General features: G+C 66.7%; 15 protein-coding genes. 14 read left to right on the top strand and 1 reads right to left on the bottom strand.

What is annotated here, in order from left to right; genetic code table 11:
- The gene (locus tag O3301_RS05490) at positions 1-1,704 is read right to left on the bottom strand and encodes a GspE/PulE family protein (RefSeq protein ID WP_034781098.1); all 1,704 of its coding nucleotides are present in this window, start codon (positions 1,702-1,704) and stop codon (positions 1-3) included.
- A 208-nt stretch (positions 1,705-1,912) separates the two neighbouring features.
- Here O3301_RS05490 and O3301_RS05495 point away from each other — a divergent pair, with 208 nt between their 5' ends.
- From O3301_RS05495 to O3301_RS05560, 14 genes are all read left to right on the top strand, one after another.
- A complete protein-coding gene (locus tag O3301_RS05495; protein WP_305055793.1) occupies positions 1,913-2,641 on the top strand; it encodes an ABC transporter ATP-binding protein in 729 nt (242 codons plus the stop codon).
- Complete coding sequence (locus tag O3301_RS05500) at positions 2,638-4,170, top strand: ExeA family protein (RefSeq protein WP_305055794.1); 1,533 nt, start codon at positions 2,638-2,640, stop codon at positions 4,168-4,170. The genes O3301_RS05495 and O3301_RS05500 overlap by 4 nt, the downstream gene beginning before the upstream one ends.
- A gap of 107 nt (positions 4,171-4,277) precedes the next feature.
- Positions 4,278-6,245, top strand: coding sequence for a pilus (MSHA type) biogenesis protein MshL (gene mshL, locus O3301_RS05505; protein ID WP_305055795.1), 1,968 nt, complete (start codon positions 4,278-4,280; stop codon positions 6,243-6,245).
- Entirely contained in the window at positions 6,242-7,657 is a 1,416-nt protein-coding gene (locus tag O3301_RS05510; protein WP_305055796.1) for a tetratricopeptide repeat protein, read from the top strand. The genes mshL and O3301_RS05510 overlap by 4 nt, the downstream gene beginning before the upstream one ends.
- Positions 7,658-7,664: 7 nt before the next feature.
- Entirely contained in the window at positions 7,665-9,368 is a 1,704-nt protein-coding gene (locus O3301_RS05515; RefSeq protein ID WP_099667516.1) for a GspE/PulE family protein, read from the top strand.
- Complete coding sequence (locus O3301_RS05520) at positions 9,368-10,573, top strand: type II secretion system F family protein (protein WP_305055797.1); 1,206 nt, start codon at positions 9,368-9,370, stop codon at positions 10,571-10,573. Before O3301_RS05515 ends, O3301_RS05520 begins: the two co-directional genes overlap by 1 nt.
- A gap of 7 nt (positions 10,574-10,580) precedes the next feature.
- Positions 10,581-12,137: a hypothetical protein gene (locus O3301_RS05525; RefSeq protein WP_305055798.1), complete on the top strand. Its 1,557-nt coding sequence runs from the start codon at positions 10,581-10,583 to the stop codon at positions 12,135-12,137.
- Entirely contained in the window at positions 12,134-12,805 is a 672-nt protein-coding gene (locus O3301_RS05530) for a hypothetical protein (RefSeq protein ID WP_305055799.1), read from the top strand. The genes O3301_RS05525 and O3301_RS05530 overlap by 4 nt, the downstream gene beginning before the upstream one ends.
- Entirely contained in the window at positions 12,802-13,209 is a 408-nt protein-coding gene (locus tag O3301_RS05535) for a hypothetical protein (protein WP_289910493.1), read from the top strand. Before O3301_RS05530 ends, O3301_RS05535 begins: the two co-directional genes overlap by 4 nt.
- A complete protein-coding gene (locus O3301_RS05540) occupies positions 13,206-13,964 on the top strand; it encodes a hypothetical protein (protein ID WP_305055800.1) in 759 nt (252 codons plus the stop codon). Before O3301_RS05535 ends, O3301_RS05540 begins: the two co-directional genes overlap by 4 nt.
- Complete coding sequence (locus tag O3301_RS05545; RefSeq protein ID WP_305055801.1) at positions 13,961-14,677, top strand: type II secretion system protein; 717 nt, start codon at positions 13,961-13,963, stop codon at positions 14,675-14,677. The genes O3301_RS05540 and O3301_RS05545 overlap by 4 nt, the downstream gene beginning before the upstream one ends.
- Complete coding sequence (locus tag O3301_RS05550; protein ID WP_180278756.1) at positions 14,677-15,450, top strand: ABC transporter permease subunit; 774 nt, start codon at positions 14,677-14,679, stop codon at positions 15,448-15,450. Before O3301_RS05545 ends, O3301_RS05550 begins: the two co-directional genes overlap by 1 nt.
- Positions 15,450-16,172, top strand: coding sequence for a hypothetical protein (locus O3301_RS05555; protein WP_305055802.1), 723 nt, complete (start codon positions 15,450-15,452; stop codon positions 16,170-16,172). Before O3301_RS05550 ends, O3301_RS05555 begins: the two co-directional genes overlap by 1 nt.
- A 76-nt stretch (positions 16,173-16,248) precedes the next feature.
- Positions 16,249-16,821, top strand: a complete 573-nt coding sequence (locus O3301_RS05560; RefSeq protein ID WP_099667508.1) for a prepilin-type N-terminal cleavage/methylation domain-containing protein — start codon at positions 16,249-16,251, stop codon at positions 16,819-16,821.
- Positions 16,822-16,844 lie beyond the last annotated feature (23 nt).

A 16,844-nucleotide genomic window follows, 5' to 3' on the forward strand; every position in this document is an offset into this window, starting at 1 on the left:
TCAATCCTCGCTCTGGTTGCTGATGCGCATCGCTTCCATCACCGTCGTGCGGCCCTGGACCACCAGCTGCACGGCGTGGCGGCGCAGGGTTTCGCCCGCCATCTGCGCCGTCGCCACCTTCATGAAGTGGGACGGATCGGCATGGTTGGCGGCATCGGCCACGGCGCGCGTGATTTCCAGCAATTCGTACACGCCCGTGCGGCCCCGGTAACCCATGCCGTTGCAATGCGAACAACCCTTGCCGTGGAAGTACTGGTTGCGTTCGACCAGCTCGCCCAGTTCCAGGCGCAGCCATTCGTATTCGTTCGGCGTGGGCGCGTACGGCGTGCTGCAGCTTTCGCAGATCACGCGCACCAGGCGCTGCGCCAGCACGGCTTGCAGCGAGCTGCCCACCATGTAGCGGGGCACGCCCATGTCCATCAGGCGCAGCGGCGTGCTGATGGCGTCGTTCGTATGCAGGGTCGACAGCACCAAGTGACCCGTCATGGCGGCGCGCAAGCCGATTTGCGCCGTTTCCTGGTCGCGCATCTCGCCCACCAGCACGATGTCGGGATCTTGCCGCAGGGCCGAGCGCAGCACTCTGGCGAAATTCAGCTCGATCTTGTCGTTTACTTGCACCTGGTTAATGCCCGGCAAGCGGTACTCGACGGGGTCTTCCACCGTGATGAGCTTTTTTTCCACGGAATTAAGTTCGGACAAGGCGCAGTACAAGGTCGTCGTCTTGCCGCTGCCGGTCGGCCCCGTCACCAGCACGAGGCCGTTCGGGCGGCTGACGATGGCGCGGAACTGCGCCACCAGCGCGGGCGGCATGCCGATGGCGTCCAGGCGCAAGGTCGTGCCGCCCTGGTTCAACAAGCGCATCACCACCGATTCGCCATATTGCGTCGGCATGGTGGAAATACGCACGTCGATGCGCTGGTTTTTCACGCGGATGGCGAAGCGGCCATCCTGCGGCAAGCGTTTCTCGGAAATATCGAGGTCCGACATCAGTTTCAGGCGCAGCGCCAGCGAACTGGCGATCTTGCTGTCCGCTTCCGTCTGCAGATGCAGCACGCCGTCGATGCGGAAGCGGATCTGCAGCCGGCCTTCCTGCGGCTCGATGTGGATGTCCGAGGCGCGCACCTGCGTGGCATCCTCGAACACGGATTGCAGCAGCTTGACGATGGGCGCCTCTTCCAGGCCAGGATTGGCGGCCAGCGCGCCGAAGTCGACGGAAACGTCGCCCAGGTCCTGCTCCAGCTCGCGCGTCAGGGTGGAAATGTCTTCCGTGCGGCGGTAGATGCGGTCGATGGCGGCCAACACTTCCGTCTCATTGACGACGGCCAGCTCGATATGGCGCTTGACCAGGCGCGAGATTTCATCGTACGCGAACAGGTCCGTGGGATCGGACATGCCGACCAGCAAGCCCTCGCGGCGGTCTTCCAGCACCAGCGCGCGGAAGCGCCGCGCCTGGGTTTCCGGCAGCAGCCGCACCAGTTCGGGATTGATGTTGAAAAACTTCAGATTGATGTAGGGAATGTCGAGCTGGCGCGCCAGGGCGCCCGAAATCTGCTCTTCCGTGACGAAGCCGTGCTCGACAAAAACGCGGCCCAGCTTGCGTCCCGAACGCTTCTGTTCCGTCAAGGCCTGGCCCAACTGTTCTTCCGTCAGCAATTTCTGCTGCACCAAAATTTCACCGAGCCGGACTTTCTCTGGCCTTGCCATGCTTGCTCCTCGACAGATTCATCAGACGATGCACGCCAGCGGCGCGCGGGGGTATTTTATTCCAGAACCTGTTGTTTCTTAAAGAAAATACATTCCATCATTTGATTTTTGCGCATTTCAACACTCAGCAAGTAAACACTTGCCGCCCGCCAGCACCCATGGCAATAATGGCGGTCGTCCCCCGTCTTGCCTGCCGACCATTGCCACTATGAACGCCTGCGCCATCGAGTTCCACAACGTGCATCTGCAGCTGGCGGGCAACGCCGTGCTGCGCGGCGTCGACCTGCAGGTGCGCGCGGGAGAACTGTTCGGCCTGGTTGGCGTGAATGGCGCGGGCAAGACTTCCCTGCTGAAATGCCTGCTGGACTTCTGTACGCCGGAGCGGGGCGAGATCGCCATCTTCGGCCAGCCGCACCGGCATGGCGCGGCGCGCCAGCCCCTGTCGTTTCTGCCGGAGCGCTTCCAGGCGCCGTATTACCTGACGGGCGGCGACTTCCTGCGCTACCTGGCGCGCCTGCACAAGGTGCGCCCCGATGCGCAAGCGCTGCAGCAAACCCTGGACGCGCTGGACCTGGCGCCGGACGCCCTGCTGCGCCCCGCGCGCGAGTATTCGAAAGGCATGATGCAGAAACTGGGGCTGGCCGCATGCTTGCTATCGGGCAAGCCGCAACTGGTGCTCGATGAACCGATGAGCGGACTCGACCCGAAGGCGCGCGCGCAATTCAAGCAAGTCTTGCGGCAAGCGCGTGCGCAAGGCCGCGGCGCCCTGCTCACCTCGCATGCGCTGGCCGACGTGGAAGAATTGTGCGACCGCATGGCCATCCTGCATGGGGGCCGCATCGTGTTTACGGGCACGCCCGCCGAATGCCGCGCGCGTCACGGCGGCGCGCAAGACGCCAGCCTGGAACAGGCTTTCCTCAATTGCATCGCGGCATGAACGCCGACACGCACGTCCCGCCCTCCACGCCGCCCGGACGGCCGTATGCGCCCTCGCCGCACGGCATGTATCTGCGCCATTTCGGCTTGCGCACGGCGCCGTTCGGCATCACGCCGGACCCGGCCTTCTTTTATACGGGCAATACGCGGGGCGAGCTGCTCGCTGCGCTGCTGTATGCCGTCACGCAAGGCGAAGGCATCATCAAGCTGACGGGCGAAGTGGGCAGCGGCAAGACCATGCTGTGCCGCATGCTGGCCGAGCGCCTGCCGCCCCGGGTCGACGTGCTGTACCTGCTCAATCCCCGCCTGGAACCGGACGAAGTCCTGCACGCCATCGCCGCCGAACTGGGTCTGGAACTGGACGGCTGCCGCGCCGACGCCGTCCTGCGCGCCCTGCACGGCGAGCTGATCGCCAGGCATGCGGCGGGACGCCAGGTGGTGTTGCTGGCCGAAGAAGCACAAGCGATGCCGGGCGCCACCCTGGAAGCGCTGCGCCTGCTGACGAACCTGGAGACGGCCAGCCACAAGCTGCTGCAGATCGTCCTGTTTGGCCAGCCGGAATTGCAGGACACCCTGGACTTGCCCCAGTTCCGCCAGTTGAAGGAACGCATCACCCACAGTTTCAGCGTGCCGCGCCTGCCGCCAGCCTTGCTGGACGACTATCTGGCATGCCGCCTGGCCGCCGCCGGCCGCCCGGCGCCGCTCGTTTTCACGCCGGCCGCGCTGCGCCGGCTGGCGCGCGCGGCGCAGGGCATCGTGCGCAGGATCAATATCCTGGCCGACAAGGCCTTGCTGGCCGCGTTTGCGGACGATGCGCAGGAAATCAGCGCGCGCCACGTGCGCCTGGCCATCGCCGACAGCCCCTTCTACCGCCCGCCCTGGCATGCGGGCAAGTTGCTGGCAGGCGCCTTGAGCTCGCTGATGCTGTTGCTGGCCTTTGCTCTGCTGTGGCAATGGCGGGCGGGCAGCGAAGATCGGATAGCGGCGACAGCCAGCATGGCGACGCCGGCAAGCCAGGCATCCCAGGCACACCACGCATCCCAGGCACGCTCCGCCGCGCCCGCCGACGTGGCCCCAGGCACGCTCAAGGCAGCGCTTATGCGCGCACCGCAGCCCGCCCCGTCGACGCTGCTCGACAGCAAGCTGGCCGAATCGCGCGACTGGCTGGCGCGGCAAGGGCCGCGGCAACTGGTGCTGCACATCGCCAGCTTGCCCGCCACCGAGACAGTTGCGGCGGAAACCTTCCTGCGGCAGGCGCAGCAAGCCACCGGCCTGCACGACCTCCACGTGTTTCGCCTGCCTGGCGCCGCGTCCGCAACCGCGTCCGCGTCCGCAAATACGCCGCCCGCGACCTCCGCCGCGCGCCTGCTCATCGTCTATGGCAGCTTTGCCGACCAGGCCAGCGCCGAAGCCGTGTGGGCCAGGCTGGCCCCGGCGTCGCCGCAGAAAATATTGCTGAGCGACATAGACAGTATCCGCACAGAAATAAAAGCCCTGACACCGGAAAAACCGGGGCGTGGCGCCCCCTGACTTTATTTCAGCATATTGCCTCCCAAGCCTGCACAGCCGATTGCTTTTAAGCGATCATGCTGGGTAAAATTACAAAAGCACAACACGACTTCAAGGGCGAACTTTTCATGACTCAACACCCTATTCCTGTGCTGACCTCTTGGGTCGCCCTCGCCTGCAGCACCATGCTGGCCGGCTGCGCCACGCATCAAACGCCGCTGTCGCCGGCCCACCTCAATGCCGCGCCCGTCGCCGCCGGCGTCATTCCCGAACCGGTGCAGCAAAGCAGCGCGCTGGCCGCGCCCCTGCCCGCGCCCAAGGTGGAAACCTACAGCGTCACCGTGCACAAGGTGCCTGTGCAATCGCTGCTGTTTGCGCTGGCGCGCGACGCGGGCATGAATATCGACATCCACCCGCAGATCGAAGGCAGCGTCACCCTGAATGCGCTGAACCAGACCCTGCCGCAATTGCTGGCGCGTATCGGCAAGCAAGTCGATATGCGCTACGAAATCGATGGCAAGAACCTGACGGTGCTGCCCGACGCGCCCGTCTGGCGCACTTACAAGGTCGATTACGTCAACATGGCGCGCAGCACCAACAGCAGCGTGAATATCGCCACGCAAATCTCCACGGCGGGCGGCGGGTCGAACAACGCCAGCAACCCCGTGGGCAGCACGCAAGGCAGCGGCGGCAACGGCAATAACAATTCGACCACCCTCGTCGTGAATCGTTCGGAAAATAATTTCTGGTACAGCCTGGAAAAGAATATCCGCGACCTGCTGCGCGAGACCACGCTCAACGACGTGCAGGTGGACCCGCTGGCGCAGCTGAACCAGCAATTGACGAGCATGCCTGTCCAGCAGGGACAGCAGGGACAGCAAGGCCAGCAGCAGAACCAGGCCGGCGCCTACCCTGCCGCCGGTGCGGCCGGCCAGTACGGCGCCCAGCCGCCGATGCAGTATGGCAACCCGAACGGGAGCCAGAATACGCCGGGACAGCAGGCGCCCGGCCAGAATGCGGCTCCCGGCCAGCCGCTGGACGCGAACGGCATGCCGCTGCTCAAACTGGCCAACAAGGGCAGCCCCTCGTCCGTCGTCGTCAACGTCGAGGGCGGCCTGATCGCCGTGCGCGCCACGGGCCGCCAGCATGAAAAGATCGCCGAATTCCTCGACGCGGTATTGCACAGCGCCAAGCGGCAAGTGCTGATCGAGGCAACCATCATCGAGGTGCGCCTGAGCAATGAATACCAGCAAGGCATCAACTGGTCGCGCCTGACTGGCAGCCTGCAATTGCGCCAGGGACAAGTGGGCACGGCGGGCCTGTCCAGCGGCGTCACGCCGAACGCCACGCCCGGCATCTTCCTGCTCAATTATCTGAAGGACAGCTTTTCCACCACCATCCAGCTGCTCGAATCGTTCGGCAAGGTGAAAGTGCTGTCCAGTCCGAAGATCAGCGTGCTGAACAACCAGACGGCCATGCTGAAGGTGGTCGACAACAATGTCTTCTTTACCATCAAGGTGACGCCCGCCGTGATCAGCTCGACGGGCACCATCACCACGCCGGCCACCTATGAATCGAAGCTGGAAACGGTGCCCGTCGGCTTCGTCATGAGCGTCACGCCGCAGATTTCCGACAGCGATGAAGTGACCCTCAACGTGCGCCCCACCATCACGCGCATCGTCGGCTACGTGCAAGACCCGAATCCGGCCCTGGCCACGGCCAACGTGCAAAGCCGCGTGCCCGTGATCCAGGCGCGCGAGCTGGAATCGATCATGAAAGTGGGCAATGGCCAGATCGCCGTGATGGGCGGCCTGATGCAAGACTCCATCGACAATGCCAAGGACGGCGTGCCGGGCCTGTCCAGCCTGCCCTTGGTGGGCAATCTGTTTACCTACCGCAATGAGGCAAGCAGCAAGACGGAGCTGGTGATCTTCATGCGCCCCGTCGTCGTCAAGGATGCCAGTATCGAGGGCGATTACCGCGATTACCGCTACCTGCTGCCCGGCCAGGCGCCGCTCAACACCCAGCCCTACACGGATGGCCCGCCAGCGGCGCCCGTCCGGCCGCAGGCGCGCTTGCAGGGAGACTTCCCATGAGCTTGCTGATGCAGGCGCTCAAGAAAGCCGAGCGCGCCAAACAGAACAGCCTTTCCGACGAAGAACTGGAAAAGCCGTCCGAAGCCTACGACCAGGTGCTGGAACTGGCACCGGCCGACGCCCTGCCGCCCCGTCCCGCACCAGCGCCAGCGCCCGTGCAGCCGGCAAGCACCTTGCGCCTGGAACCGCTGGCGGACGCGCCCGCGCCGCAGCCGACACAGAGTGCCTCCCAGCCTGAGCCACAGCCAGGGTCGCAGCAAGGCGCGCAGTCAGGCCCGCCGCCCGAGCCGCCGCGCGCCCGTCCGGAACCGCCGCCCGCCCGGCCACGCTCCAGCCGCAGCAATCCGCCGCCGAAAGGGCCCACCGGACCCATCAGCGTCGACCCGGTCACCGTGCGCCTGGCCGTGCTGCTGGCGATCCTGCTGCTGGTAGTCGGCTCCATGGCGTACTGGTACTGGCGCGCCAGCACCAGCCCCGGCGCGGGCGCCAACTTGCCCGGCGTGCCCATGCCGCTGACGGATGCCCCTGGCACGGCCGGCGTCGCCGGCCCCGTCGTGGTGGTGCCGGCGACGGGTGCCGCGCCGCCGGACGCCATGACGCCCGCGGCGCTGCCGCCCGACACCCCGCGCGACGCGCGCCAGCCAGAGTCAGCACAGGACCAGCAGGCGATGATACAGGCGGCGGCCCAGGCCGCCGTAGCGGCGCAGCTGGCGCACATGGCGCCGCCCGCAGCGCCCAGCCTGCCACCGGTGGCCGCGCCCGACAACAGCCAGATCCAGGTGCAGCGCAGCGTGGCCGCGCCGCAAATCAACCCCGACGTGCAGCAAGCCTATCAAGCCTTCAACGGGGGCCAGTTGGGTCTTGCTCGTCAGCAATATGAAACGGTGCTGCGGCAGGATGCCACCAACCGCGACGCGCTGCTGGGCCTGACGGCCGTGGCCCTGCGCGAAAACCAGGGCGCGCAGGCGGCGGCCCTGTACGTGCGTTTGCTGGAAATCAATCCCGACGATGGCGAGGCGCTGGCCGGCCTGATCGGGCTGCGCCAGGGCGACGTGGCGCAGAGCGAGGCAAAATTGAAAGCCATCCTGGCGCGCAACCCCGACAGTGCCCCCGTGCTGTTTGCACTGGGCAATGTGTACGCCAAGCAGCGCCGCTGGAACGAAGCGCAGCAGCAATTTTTCCGTGCCTACGGCGCCGCACCCGGCAATCCCGACTATGCCTTCAACCTGGCCGTGGGCCTGGACCGGCTGAACCAGCCCCGGCTGGCCGCCACGTATTACCAGCGCGCCTTGACCCTGGCGCAAACGACGCCCGCCGCCTTCGACCAGGCCGTCGTGCAAACGCGCTTGCGCGAACTGGCGGCCCCTGCGGCCCCGGCCGAGCCGACCGTCATCACCCCCCGTCAGGAATAAGCATCACATGGCAGAACAGGCAAAACTTCCCCTCGGCAAGCTGCTGATCCAGAAAGGCGTGATCAGCGAAGACCAGCTGCGCATCGCCCTGATCGAACAGCGGCGCAGCAGCGAACCGCTGGGCAAGCTGCTGATCACCCTGGGTTTTGTCACGGAAGCCACCGTGCGCGAGGCGCTCAGCGAAAACCTGAAACAGGTCAGCGCGGACCTGTCCAGCCTGGTGGTCGACGCCATCGCATTAAAGCTGATACCGAAGGACGTGGCCAAGCGCTACCGCGTCTTTCCCATCGTCTACGAGCGGCAGGCGGATAACCTGATCCTGGCCATGGCCGACACGAGCAACATCGTTGCGCTCGATCAAATCAGCGCCATGCTGGTCAAGGGCATCACGATTTCCACCGTGCTCGTCAACGAATCGGACATTTCGCGCGCCATCGACCAGTACTATGGCTTCGAGCTGTCGATCGACGGCATCCTGCACGAAATCGAAACGGGCGAAGTCAGCTATCAGAGCATGGCCTCGCCGTCGGACGAATACAGCCAGCCCATGGTGCGCCTGATCGATGCGCTGCTGGCCGATGCCGTGCAGAACGGCGCCTCGGACATCCATTTCGAACCGGAACAGTCGTTCCTGCGCATCCGCTACCGCATCGACGGCATCCTGCGGCAAATCCGCAGCCTGCACAAATCGTACTGGCCGGCCATGGCCGTGCGCCTGAAGGTGATGTCGAACATGAATATCGCCGAGGCGCGCGCGCCGCAGGATGGGCGCATCAGCATCAAGTTTTCCGGGCGGCAAATCGACTTCCGCGCGTCGGCGCAGCCCACCACGCATGGCGAAAACGTCGTGCTGCGCGTGCTGGACCGGCAAAAGGGCATCGTGCCGCTGGACGCCCTGGGCCTGGCCGAGGCGGAATTGAACTTGTTGAAACTCATGATCGCGCGCCCCGACGGCGTGATCCTCGTGACGGGCCCGACGGGCAGCGGCAAGACCACCACGCTGTATTCGATACTCAACCATATCAATACGGAAAGCGTCAACATCATGACCCTGGAGGACCCGGTCGAGTATCCGATGAACATGATACGCCAGACCTCCGTCAACGAATCCGTCAAGCTGGGCTTTGCCGACGGCATCCGCTCGATGATGCGGCAAGACCCCGACATCATCCTCGTGGGCGAGATCCGCGACCGCGAAACGGCGGAAATGGCGTTTGCCGCCGCCATGACGGGCCACCAGGTGTATTCCACCCTGCATACGAGCTCGGCCATCGGTTCCGTGGCGCGCCTGCTCGACATCGGCATCTTGCCCGACATCATGGCCGGCAACATCATCGGCATCGTGGCGCAGCGCCTGGTGCGGCGTTTGTGTCCGCATTGCAAGGAAACCGTCATCGCCGATACCATCGAACGGCGCCTGCTGGGCCTAGCACCCGAAGCGCCCGCCGTCAGCATCTGCCGTGCCGCTGGCTGCGAACGCTGCGCGCACCAGGGCTACAAGGGCCGCCTGGCCATCATGGAAATCCTCAAGATGACGGCCGAACTCGATGAATTGACGGCGCGCCGCGCCAGTTTGCGCGAGCTCAAGGCCGCGGCGCGCGCGGCCGGCTTCAAGGGCATCGTCGACGACGGCATGCGCCGCGTGCTGGAAGGCGTCACCACCCTGGAAGAAGTGGGCCGCGTGGTCGACCTGACGGAAAGGCTGGCCTGATGGCGCAATATGTCTACCGCGCAATGGATGCGGCCGGCGCCCTGATTCCCGGCAGCATGGAGGCGGCCAACGTGCCGGACCTGGAAGCGCGCCTGCACCGCATGCAGCTCGACTTGATCGACTGCAAGATCACGGGCCAGTACCTGGTGCTGCTGGGCAAGCGCATCATCCACCGCCGCGACCTGATCAATTTCTGCTTCCATATGGAGCAATTGACGGGCGCGGGCGTGCCCATCCTGGAAGGCTTGAACGACTTGCGCGAAAGCACGGACCACCCGCGCCTGCGCGAAGTCGTCACGGACCTGATCGAAAGCATTGAGGGCGGCCTGCCCCTCTCCGGCGCGCTGGCCCAGCATGGCGACATCTTCGACGCCACGTTCACCAGCCTGATACTGGCGGGAGAACAGAGCGGCCGGATCGCCGACGTCTTCAAGAACCTGTCGGAAAGCCTGAAATGGCAGGATGAGCTGGCTTCGCAGACGCGCAAGATCGTCATGTACCCCGTCGTCGTCGCCATCGTCGTGGCGGCCGTGACGTTTTTCCTGATGATCTACCTGGTGCCCCAGCTGACGGCGTTCATCCGCAACATGGGCGGCGAACTGCCGCTGCACACGCGCGTGCTCATTGCCGTGTCGAATGTCTTCATCGATTACTGGTATCTGCTGCTGGCCTTGCCCGTGCTGCTGTTTTTCGGGCTGCGCGCGCTCATCCGCCGCAGCGGGGCGGCCCGCTACGCCTGGGATGGCTTGAAACTGCGGCTGTGGCTGGTCGGTCCCGTGCTGCACAAGATCATCCTGGCCCGCTTCGCCACGTTTTTTGCCCTGATGTATGCCTCCGGCATCACCATCCTCGAATGCATCCGCCTGTCCGAAGGCATCGCCGGCAACCAGGTGGTGGCGGCCGGCCTGCGCCGCGCCGCCCAGCTGATCAGCGAGGGTTACGGCGTCACCGCCGCCTTCCAGCACACGGGCATCTTCCCGCCGCTGGTGATCCGCATGCTGAAGGTGGGCGAGTCCACGGGTTCGCTGGACACGGCCTTGCGCAATGTCAGTTACTTTTACAACCGGGAAGTGAAGGAGCTGATTGAAAAAGTGCAAGCCATGATCGAGCCGGTCATGACGGTCATCCTGGGCCTGCTGCTGGGCTGGATCATGCTGTCGGTGCTGGGGCCGATCTACGACACCATCAGCACGATCAAAACCTGAGGCCGCCGTGTTCCGCAAACAATTACTCTACCTCACCAGCGACGCCCTGTGCGCCTACGACTGGAACCACGGCGTGCTGGGCCCCGGCCAGGCCTTCCCCGCCAGCGCGGCCGGGCTGGACGGCTTCGCCGCATGGCTGGAAGACCCGCAGGAGCGCAGGCTCGACGTGCCCGCCTACCTGCTGACGGACTTGATCGAGGAAGATTTCCAGCATCAGCTCGTACCCCACGTGCACGGCAAGGCGGGCCGCGCCCTGCTGGAGCGGCGCAAGCAGCAATTACACCGCGACACGCCCTACCGGGGCAGCACCCTGCTGGGGCGCGAAAGCACGGGCCGCCACGACGACCAGGTACTGTTTTTCGCCCTCACCAATCCCACCTTGCTGCAACCGTGGACGGAGGCGCTCGAACACTTGCGCGTGCCCGTGGCCGGCATCTATTCGACCAGCCTGCTCAGTATCGCGCTGGTCAAAAAGCTGTCGATCGCGCATGAACACTTGCTGCTGGTGACGCAGCAATCGGGCGGCTTGCGGCAAAGTTACTATGAAAAGGGCCAGCTGCGCTTTTCGCGCCAGACGGCGACCATCGCGCTCGACGGCGTGGCCGTGAATATCGCGCTGGAAACGGAAAAGACACGGCAATTTCTCACCAGCACGCGCATGCTGGCACGCGGCGACGTCCTCAATACCGTCATCCTGGCACCGGCCGCGCAGATCGCCAAGCTCGAGCTGCTGTGCGACAACGGCGTCGAAGTGGCTTACCACTTCATCGACCTGCAGTTGGCCGGCGAACGGGTGGGCTTGCGCCAGACGCCGGCGCTGGCCGACGAATTGCTGCTGACCTTGCTGGGCAAGCATCCGCCGTCCAGCCACTATCCGCCCGGCGCGCTGGCCCGCTATTACCACTTCCAGCGCGCGCGCAAGACGCTGTACGGCGCCAGCGCCCTGATCGGCGCGTCGGCCGCCCTGTGGTGCGTGATCAATTTGCTTGGAGGCATCGCCGACGGGGCCAGCACGCAGCGGCTGGCGCAGGAAACGGCGTCCTACCAGGAGCGCTACCGCAGCGTCATGTCGACCCAGCCGCCGGCGCCGGCCAAGACGCAGAACATGAAAGTGGCCGTGACCCTGGGCCAGATGATCGCCAGCCAGGCGCCGGAGCCGGGCCGCCTGTTGGGCATGCTGAGCGCCGCGCTGGACCAGGCGCCGCAGGTCGCGCTGGGCCAGCTGCACTGGCATGCGGGCCAGGCGCCCGCGCGCACGGCCGCGGGCCAGCCGCCGCCGCAGCAGACTGCGCCGCCCCACAGCGCCCTGGCCGGCATCCCTGTCGCGCCGCCGCAGGCGCTACGCCTGGAAGCGGACGTGGCCATGCCAAATAATGACTACCGCGCCGCCCTGGCCGCCATCACGGCCTTCGCGCAAACCCTGGCGCGCCAGCCGGGCATGCAGGTGACGATCGAGGAAACGCCGCTCGACCTGCGTCCCAGCGCGGCCCTGTCCGGCAAGAGCGCCGCGCCGGCGCAGGACAGCCAGGCCCGCTTTACCCTCTTGCTGGAGTGGCAGCCATGAGCGGCCCCGTGAAGCAGCCGCCCCTGCCCGGCATGCAGCGGGCAGGCACGCCCACGCGCACCCTGCCCGCCTGGCTGGGCGAACTGCACCTGGTGCGCGCCGCCCTGCTGTGCTTTGCGCTGACCTTGCTGGCCAGCCTGCTGCTGCTGAGCCTAACCGCCGCCTATCGCATGCGCGAAGCGCAACAGCTGTACCTGGCCCAGCACACGCGCGCGGCGGCGGCCACCCTGTTCAACCACGCGGAAGCGGAAAAGCAGGAAATCCGCGCCTACGAACCGCAATTTTTGGCCCTGCGCCAGCGCGGCCTGATCGGCGAGGAAAACCGCCTGGCCTGGATCGACGCCATCCGCCGCAGCCAGGAACAGCGCAAATTGCTGCCGATCAGCTATGACATCAGCCCGCAGCAAGCGCTGCCCGTGCCGTTGCCCATGGTGATGGGGCAATATCACCTGCGCGGCAGCCGCATGCGCCTGCAGATGGATTTGCTGCACGAGATGGACTTGCTGAACCTGTTTGACGATTTGCGCCAGGCCGGCTATTTCGCCGTGCAGGATTGCACGCTCAAGCGCCATGGCGCGGCCGGCGGCGAGGCGGTGCCGACCCTGGGCGCCGAATGCGAACTGCTGTGGCTGACCGTCAACAGCGTGCCCGTGCCGGGGCGGCCATGAGGTCCGCCCGCATCCTGTGCGCGCTGCTGGCCGGCGCCGCGCTCACGGCGCAGGCACAGCCGCTGGGACGTTTGTTCCTGTCGCCCCAGCAGCGCGCCCAGCTCGATGCGCAGCGCTACGGGCCGCCGCCCCCCGATCCCGCCCTGGCTGCCCCCACGCCCCCGCCACCGCCGCCGCCCGCGCCGCCCGTGGAATTGAATGGCGTGGTGCAGCGCAGCAGCGGCCGCTCCACCGTCTGGCTGAACCAGGAAGCGCAAAACGAGCCGCACAACCGCCTTGCCCGCGACAAGCCCGGCACCCTGACCCTGCGCCTGTCGAATGGCCAGGCGGTGCTGCTGAAACCTGGCCAGCGCTACGACCCGGCCAGCGGCACGGTCACCGAGGCGCAGGAGACGCCGCCATGACGCCACGGCAAGCTCATTGTCAACCTCATCGGCAAGCTCGTTGGCAAGCTCGTCGCCAGCGGGGCGCCGCCCTGTTGCTGCTGGTGGCCGTGCTGGGCCTGGGCGCGGCCAGCCTGCTGATCAGCGCCTTTGGCCGCAAGACGGGCGAGGCCGAACGCCAGCAGCGCACGCTGGACACCCTGGCGCAGGCGCGCGAAGCCTTGCTGGGCTTTGCGGCGGTCAATGGCCGCCTGCCCCGTCCGGCCGCCTCCGCCCTCGACGGGCGCGAACGGGCCGCCGACTGCGCCGACGATGCCGCCTGCAGCGGCTTCCTGCCGTGGGTGGCGCTGGGCGTGGCGGGCAGCGACGCCTGGGGCAAGCTGCTGCGCTACAGCGTCACGCCGGAAATGGCGCGCGCGCCCATCGTCTCGTTTTCCGCCGTCGCCAACCGGGTCGTGCTCGAGCGCGACGCGCGCGGCGAATTCGCCTACGTCGCGGGCCAGGCACTGTGCGACGTCAGCGTCGAATGCCTGCCCGTCGTACTGTTCTCGCAAGGCAAGGACCACTACGGCACGGCCGCCAGCGGCGTGACGCAGATCAATACGGCACGCGGCAATGTCGACGAAGCCGCCAACGACCGCGCCAGCCGCAGTTTCATCGCCCGCCCCGCCACCGACAATGCCGCGCTGCCCGGCGGCGCCTTCGACGACATGCTCACCTGGATTACTTTGCCCACCCTGTACCAACGCATGCGCGCCGCGCGCAACCTGCCATGAGCCCCCGCCCGCATCCATCGCGCCGCCAGGGCGGCTTTTCCCTGATCGAGATCGCCATCGTGCTCGTCATCGTGGGCTTGATGATAGGCGGCCTGGTCACGCCCTTGACGGTGCAGCTGGAACAGCGCAAGGTGGCCGAGACGCAACAGGCGCTGAATGAAGCGAAGGAAGCGCTGACGGGCTACGCGCTGCGCTACGGCTACCTGCCCTGTCCCGCCGTCTCCGCCATGAGCGGCCTGGAAGACCGGCGCGGCACCCGCTGCACGGGCGAAAAGCGCGCCGGCTTCCTGCCCTGGGCCACCCTGGGGCTGCGCCAAGGCGACAGCTGGAACAATCTGTTCCGCTACAGCGTGACGCCGGCCTTCAGCGACAGCGGCCAGCTTTTCAGCCTGTCGACGCCGCGCGACATCAGCATCGTCACGCGCAATGGCGGCGCGCTGCTGCAGGCGACGGCCTTGAACGACATCCCCGCCATGATCATGTCGCACGGCAAGAACGGTTTCGGCGCCACGGGCGTGCAGGGCCAGCGCCAGGCTGTGCCTTTCGGCAACAATGTCGACGAGCGCAACAATGCTACGAACGCCACCACCGTCATCAGCCGCGCCGCCAGCGGCCCGCAGCAGCCCGGCGGCGAGTTCGACGATATCGTCGCCTGGCTGTCGCCGAACATCCTGTTCAACCGCATGGTGGCCGCGCAAAGGCTGCCCCGCTGATGCCCATGCTCTCGCCCGCCGCCACCATCGCCCGCTACACCTTGCTCGAAGCGCTGCGCAGCCGCCTGCCGTGGCTGTTCCTGCTGGCCGCCTGCGGCGCCGCCGCCCTGGCCGGCTTCCTGCAGCAACTGGCGCTGACGGAAAGCGGCGCCGTGCAGGCGGCGCTGCTGGCGGCCGCCTTGCGCCTGGCCGGCGTCTTCCTGCTGGCCACCTTCATCATCACCAGCATGGCGCGCGAAGCGGCCGACCGGGGCCTGGAACTGCTGCTGGCGCTGCCCATGCCGCGCGCCGCCTACCTGCTGGGCAAGCTCCTGGGCTACGGGGCGCTGGCGGCCGTGCCCGCCGTGCTGTTCGGCCTGCTGATGGCGCTGTTCGCCGCGCCCGCGCAAAGCGCGCTGTGGGCGCTGTCGCTGCTGGGGGAATTGTGGATCGTCGCCGCCTTCAGCCTGCTGTGCGCGGCCAGCCTGCAGCAGGCCCTGCCGGCGCTGGCCGCCACCAGCGGCTTCTATGTGCTGGCGCGCATGCTGGGCAGCCTGCAACTGCTGGCGCACGGCCCGCAGGCGGGCGACTCGCTGGCGCAGCGGGCCACGGCCGGCGCCATCGACGTGCTGGCCCTGCTGCTGCCCCGCCTGGACGCCTTTGCGCGCACGGAATGGCTGCTGTACGCCACCGGCGACTGGCCAGCCCTGGCCAATGTGGCGGCGCAAACCGGCATCTACGTGGCCTTGCTGGCCAGTTGCGCGCTGTGCGACTTTTACCGCAGGAACATCTGATGGCCGCCGCCCAGCGCCCCTGGAGCAGCGTGCCGCGCCCCCTGTGCTGGCTGCTGGCGGCATGCCTGCTGCTGCAGCTGGGCTGGCGCCTGGCGCAGCAGCAAGCGCCGGCGCAGGCGCGGCCCCTGCCCGCAGCGCCGCCGGCGGGCGTGGCGCGCCTGGCCAGCCTGGGAGAGCCGCTGGCCATGTCGAAAGCCATGCTGCTGTACCTGCAGTCGTTCGAAGACCAGGCCGGCGTCAGCCTGCCGTGGCGCCAGCTCGACTATGACCGGCTGGCCGGCTGGCTGGAGACGGCGCAAACGCTCGATCCGCGCAGCCAGTATGCGCTGGTGGCCGCCAGCGAAGTGTACGCGGGCGTGGCCGACCCGCTGCGCGTGCGGCGCATGCTGGCCTTTGTCGCCGCCAGCTTCGCGGCCGACCCGCAGCGCCGCTGGCCCGCCATGGCGCAGGCGGCGCTGGTGGCGAAGCACCAGTTGCGCGACCTGCCGCTGGCCCTGTCGTATGCGCGTGAACTGCGCCGGCTGGCGACGGGGCCGCAAGTGCCATCCTGGGTGCGCGAGATGGAAGCGTTCATCCTGGAAGACATGGACCAGCTCGACAGCGCCCGCCTGGTGATCGGCGGCCTGCTCGCCAGCGGCCAGATCAGCGATCCGCACGAACTGGCCTTCCTCGCGCGCCGGCTCGACGAACTTGCCAAGAAGAAAGCAAAGGTCACGCCATGACCCTGCCCTGCGCGCCCGGTACCAAATGCAGTAAACTGCCAATCCAAGTTGTCGCACTTTTTTCCAAGGAAATCCCATGCCCCCACGTCGCCAGCACGGCTTTACGCTCGTAGAAATCGCCATCGTCCTGGTCATCATCGGCTTGCTGCTCGGCGGCGTGCTCAAGGGACAAGGCTTGATCGACAGCGCCAAGGTGAAAAACATCATCCAGCAATCGAATGCGCTGACGGCCGCCGTCAACGCCTACCAGGACAAGTTCCGCGCCCTGCCCGGCGACGACCTGCAGGGCACCCTGCACGTGCCCAATTCGGCCGGCAACGGCAATGGCGACGGCCAGATCGGCGACGGCCAGCCGCGCGAATTCACCCTGGCGCCGCAGCACCTGGCCCTGGGCGGCTTCATCACCGGCTCGTTCAACGGCACCTCGCAATTCATGACCAGCGCCCAGGGCGGCGCCGTCTACCTGTACAACGACGAAGTGGGCGGCCGCGCCGGCAACGGCATCCGTTTCGACAACTTGCCCGAAAGCTACGCGGAACAGATCGACAGCAAACTCGACGATGGCGTGGCCAGCACGGGCAGCGTCCGGGCGAACATGCCCTATGGCAATGCCGGTGCTATCATCCCCCGCACCGCCGTCTTCTTCTGAGCCGTCAGTCACTATCAAAGGAA

This window comes from Janthinobacterium sp. SUN211, from assembly GCF_030587315.1.
GTDB classification, from domain to species: Bacteria; Pseudomonadota; Gammaproteobacteria; order Burkholderiales; family Burkholderiaceae_D; genus Janthinobacterium; species Janthinobacterium kumbetense.

What these genes read in the sequence shown, in the direction of transcription:
- O3301_RS05490 (WP_034781098.1), bottom strand. Translation starts at nt 1,704, where the DNA reads ATGGCAAGGCCAGAGAAAGTCCGGCTCGGTGAAATTTTGGTGCAGCAG.
- O3301_RS05495 (WP_305055793.1), top strand. Translation starts at nt 1,913, where the DNA reads ATGAACGCCTGCGCCATCGAGTTCCACAACGTGCATCTGCAGCTGGCG.
- O3301_RS05500 (WP_305055794.1), top strand. Translation starts at nt 2,638, where the DNA reads ATGAACGCCGACACGCACGTCCCGCCCTCCACGCCGCCCGGACGGCCG.
- mshL (WP_305055795.1), top strand. Translation starts at nt 4,278, where the DNA reads ATGACTCAACACCCTATTCCTGTGCTGACCTCTTGGGTCGCCCTCGCC.
- O3301_RS05510 (WP_305055796.1), top strand. Translation starts at nt 6,242, where the DNA reads ATGAGCTTGCTGATGCAGGCGCTCAAGAAAGCCGAGCGCGCCAAACAG.
- O3301_RS05515 (WP_099667516.1), top strand. Translation starts at nt 7,665, where the DNA reads ATGGCAGAACAGGCAAAACTTCCCCTCGGCAAGCTGCTGATCCAGAAA.
- O3301_RS05520 (WP_305055797.1), top strand. Translation starts at nt 9,368, where the DNA reads ATGGCGCAATATGTCTACCGCGCAATGGATGCGGCCGGCGCCCTGATT.
- O3301_RS05530 (WP_305055799.1), top strand. Translation starts at nt 12,134, where the DNA reads ATGAGCGGCCCCGTGAAGCAGCCGCCCCTGCCCGGCATGCAGCGGGCA.
- O3301_RS05535 (WP_289910493.1), top strand. Translation starts at nt 12,802, where the DNA reads ATGAGGTCCGCCCGCATCCTGTGCGCGCTGCTGGCCGGCGCCGCGCTC.
- O3301_RS05540 (WP_305055800.1), top strand. Translation starts at nt 13,206, where the DNA reads ATGACGCCACGGCAAGCTCATTGTCAACCTCATCGGCAAGCTCGTTGG.
- O3301_RS05545 (WP_305055801.1), top strand. Translation starts at nt 13,961, where the DNA reads ATGAGCCCCCGCCCGCATCCATCGCGCCGCCAGGGCGGCTTTTCCCTG.
- O3301_RS05550 (WP_180278756.1), top strand. Translation starts at nt 14,677, where the DNA reads ATGCCCATGCTCTCGCCCGCCGCCACCATCGCCCGCTACACCTTGCTC.
- O3301_RS05555 (WP_305055802.1), top strand. Translation starts at nt 15,450, where the DNA reads ATGGCCGCCGCCCAGCGCCCCTGGAGCAGCGTGCCGCGCCCCCTGTGC.
- O3301_RS05560 (WP_099667508.1), top strand. Translation starts at nt 16,249, where the DNA reads ATGCCCCCACGTCGCCAGCACGGCTTTACGCTCGTAGAAATCGCCATC.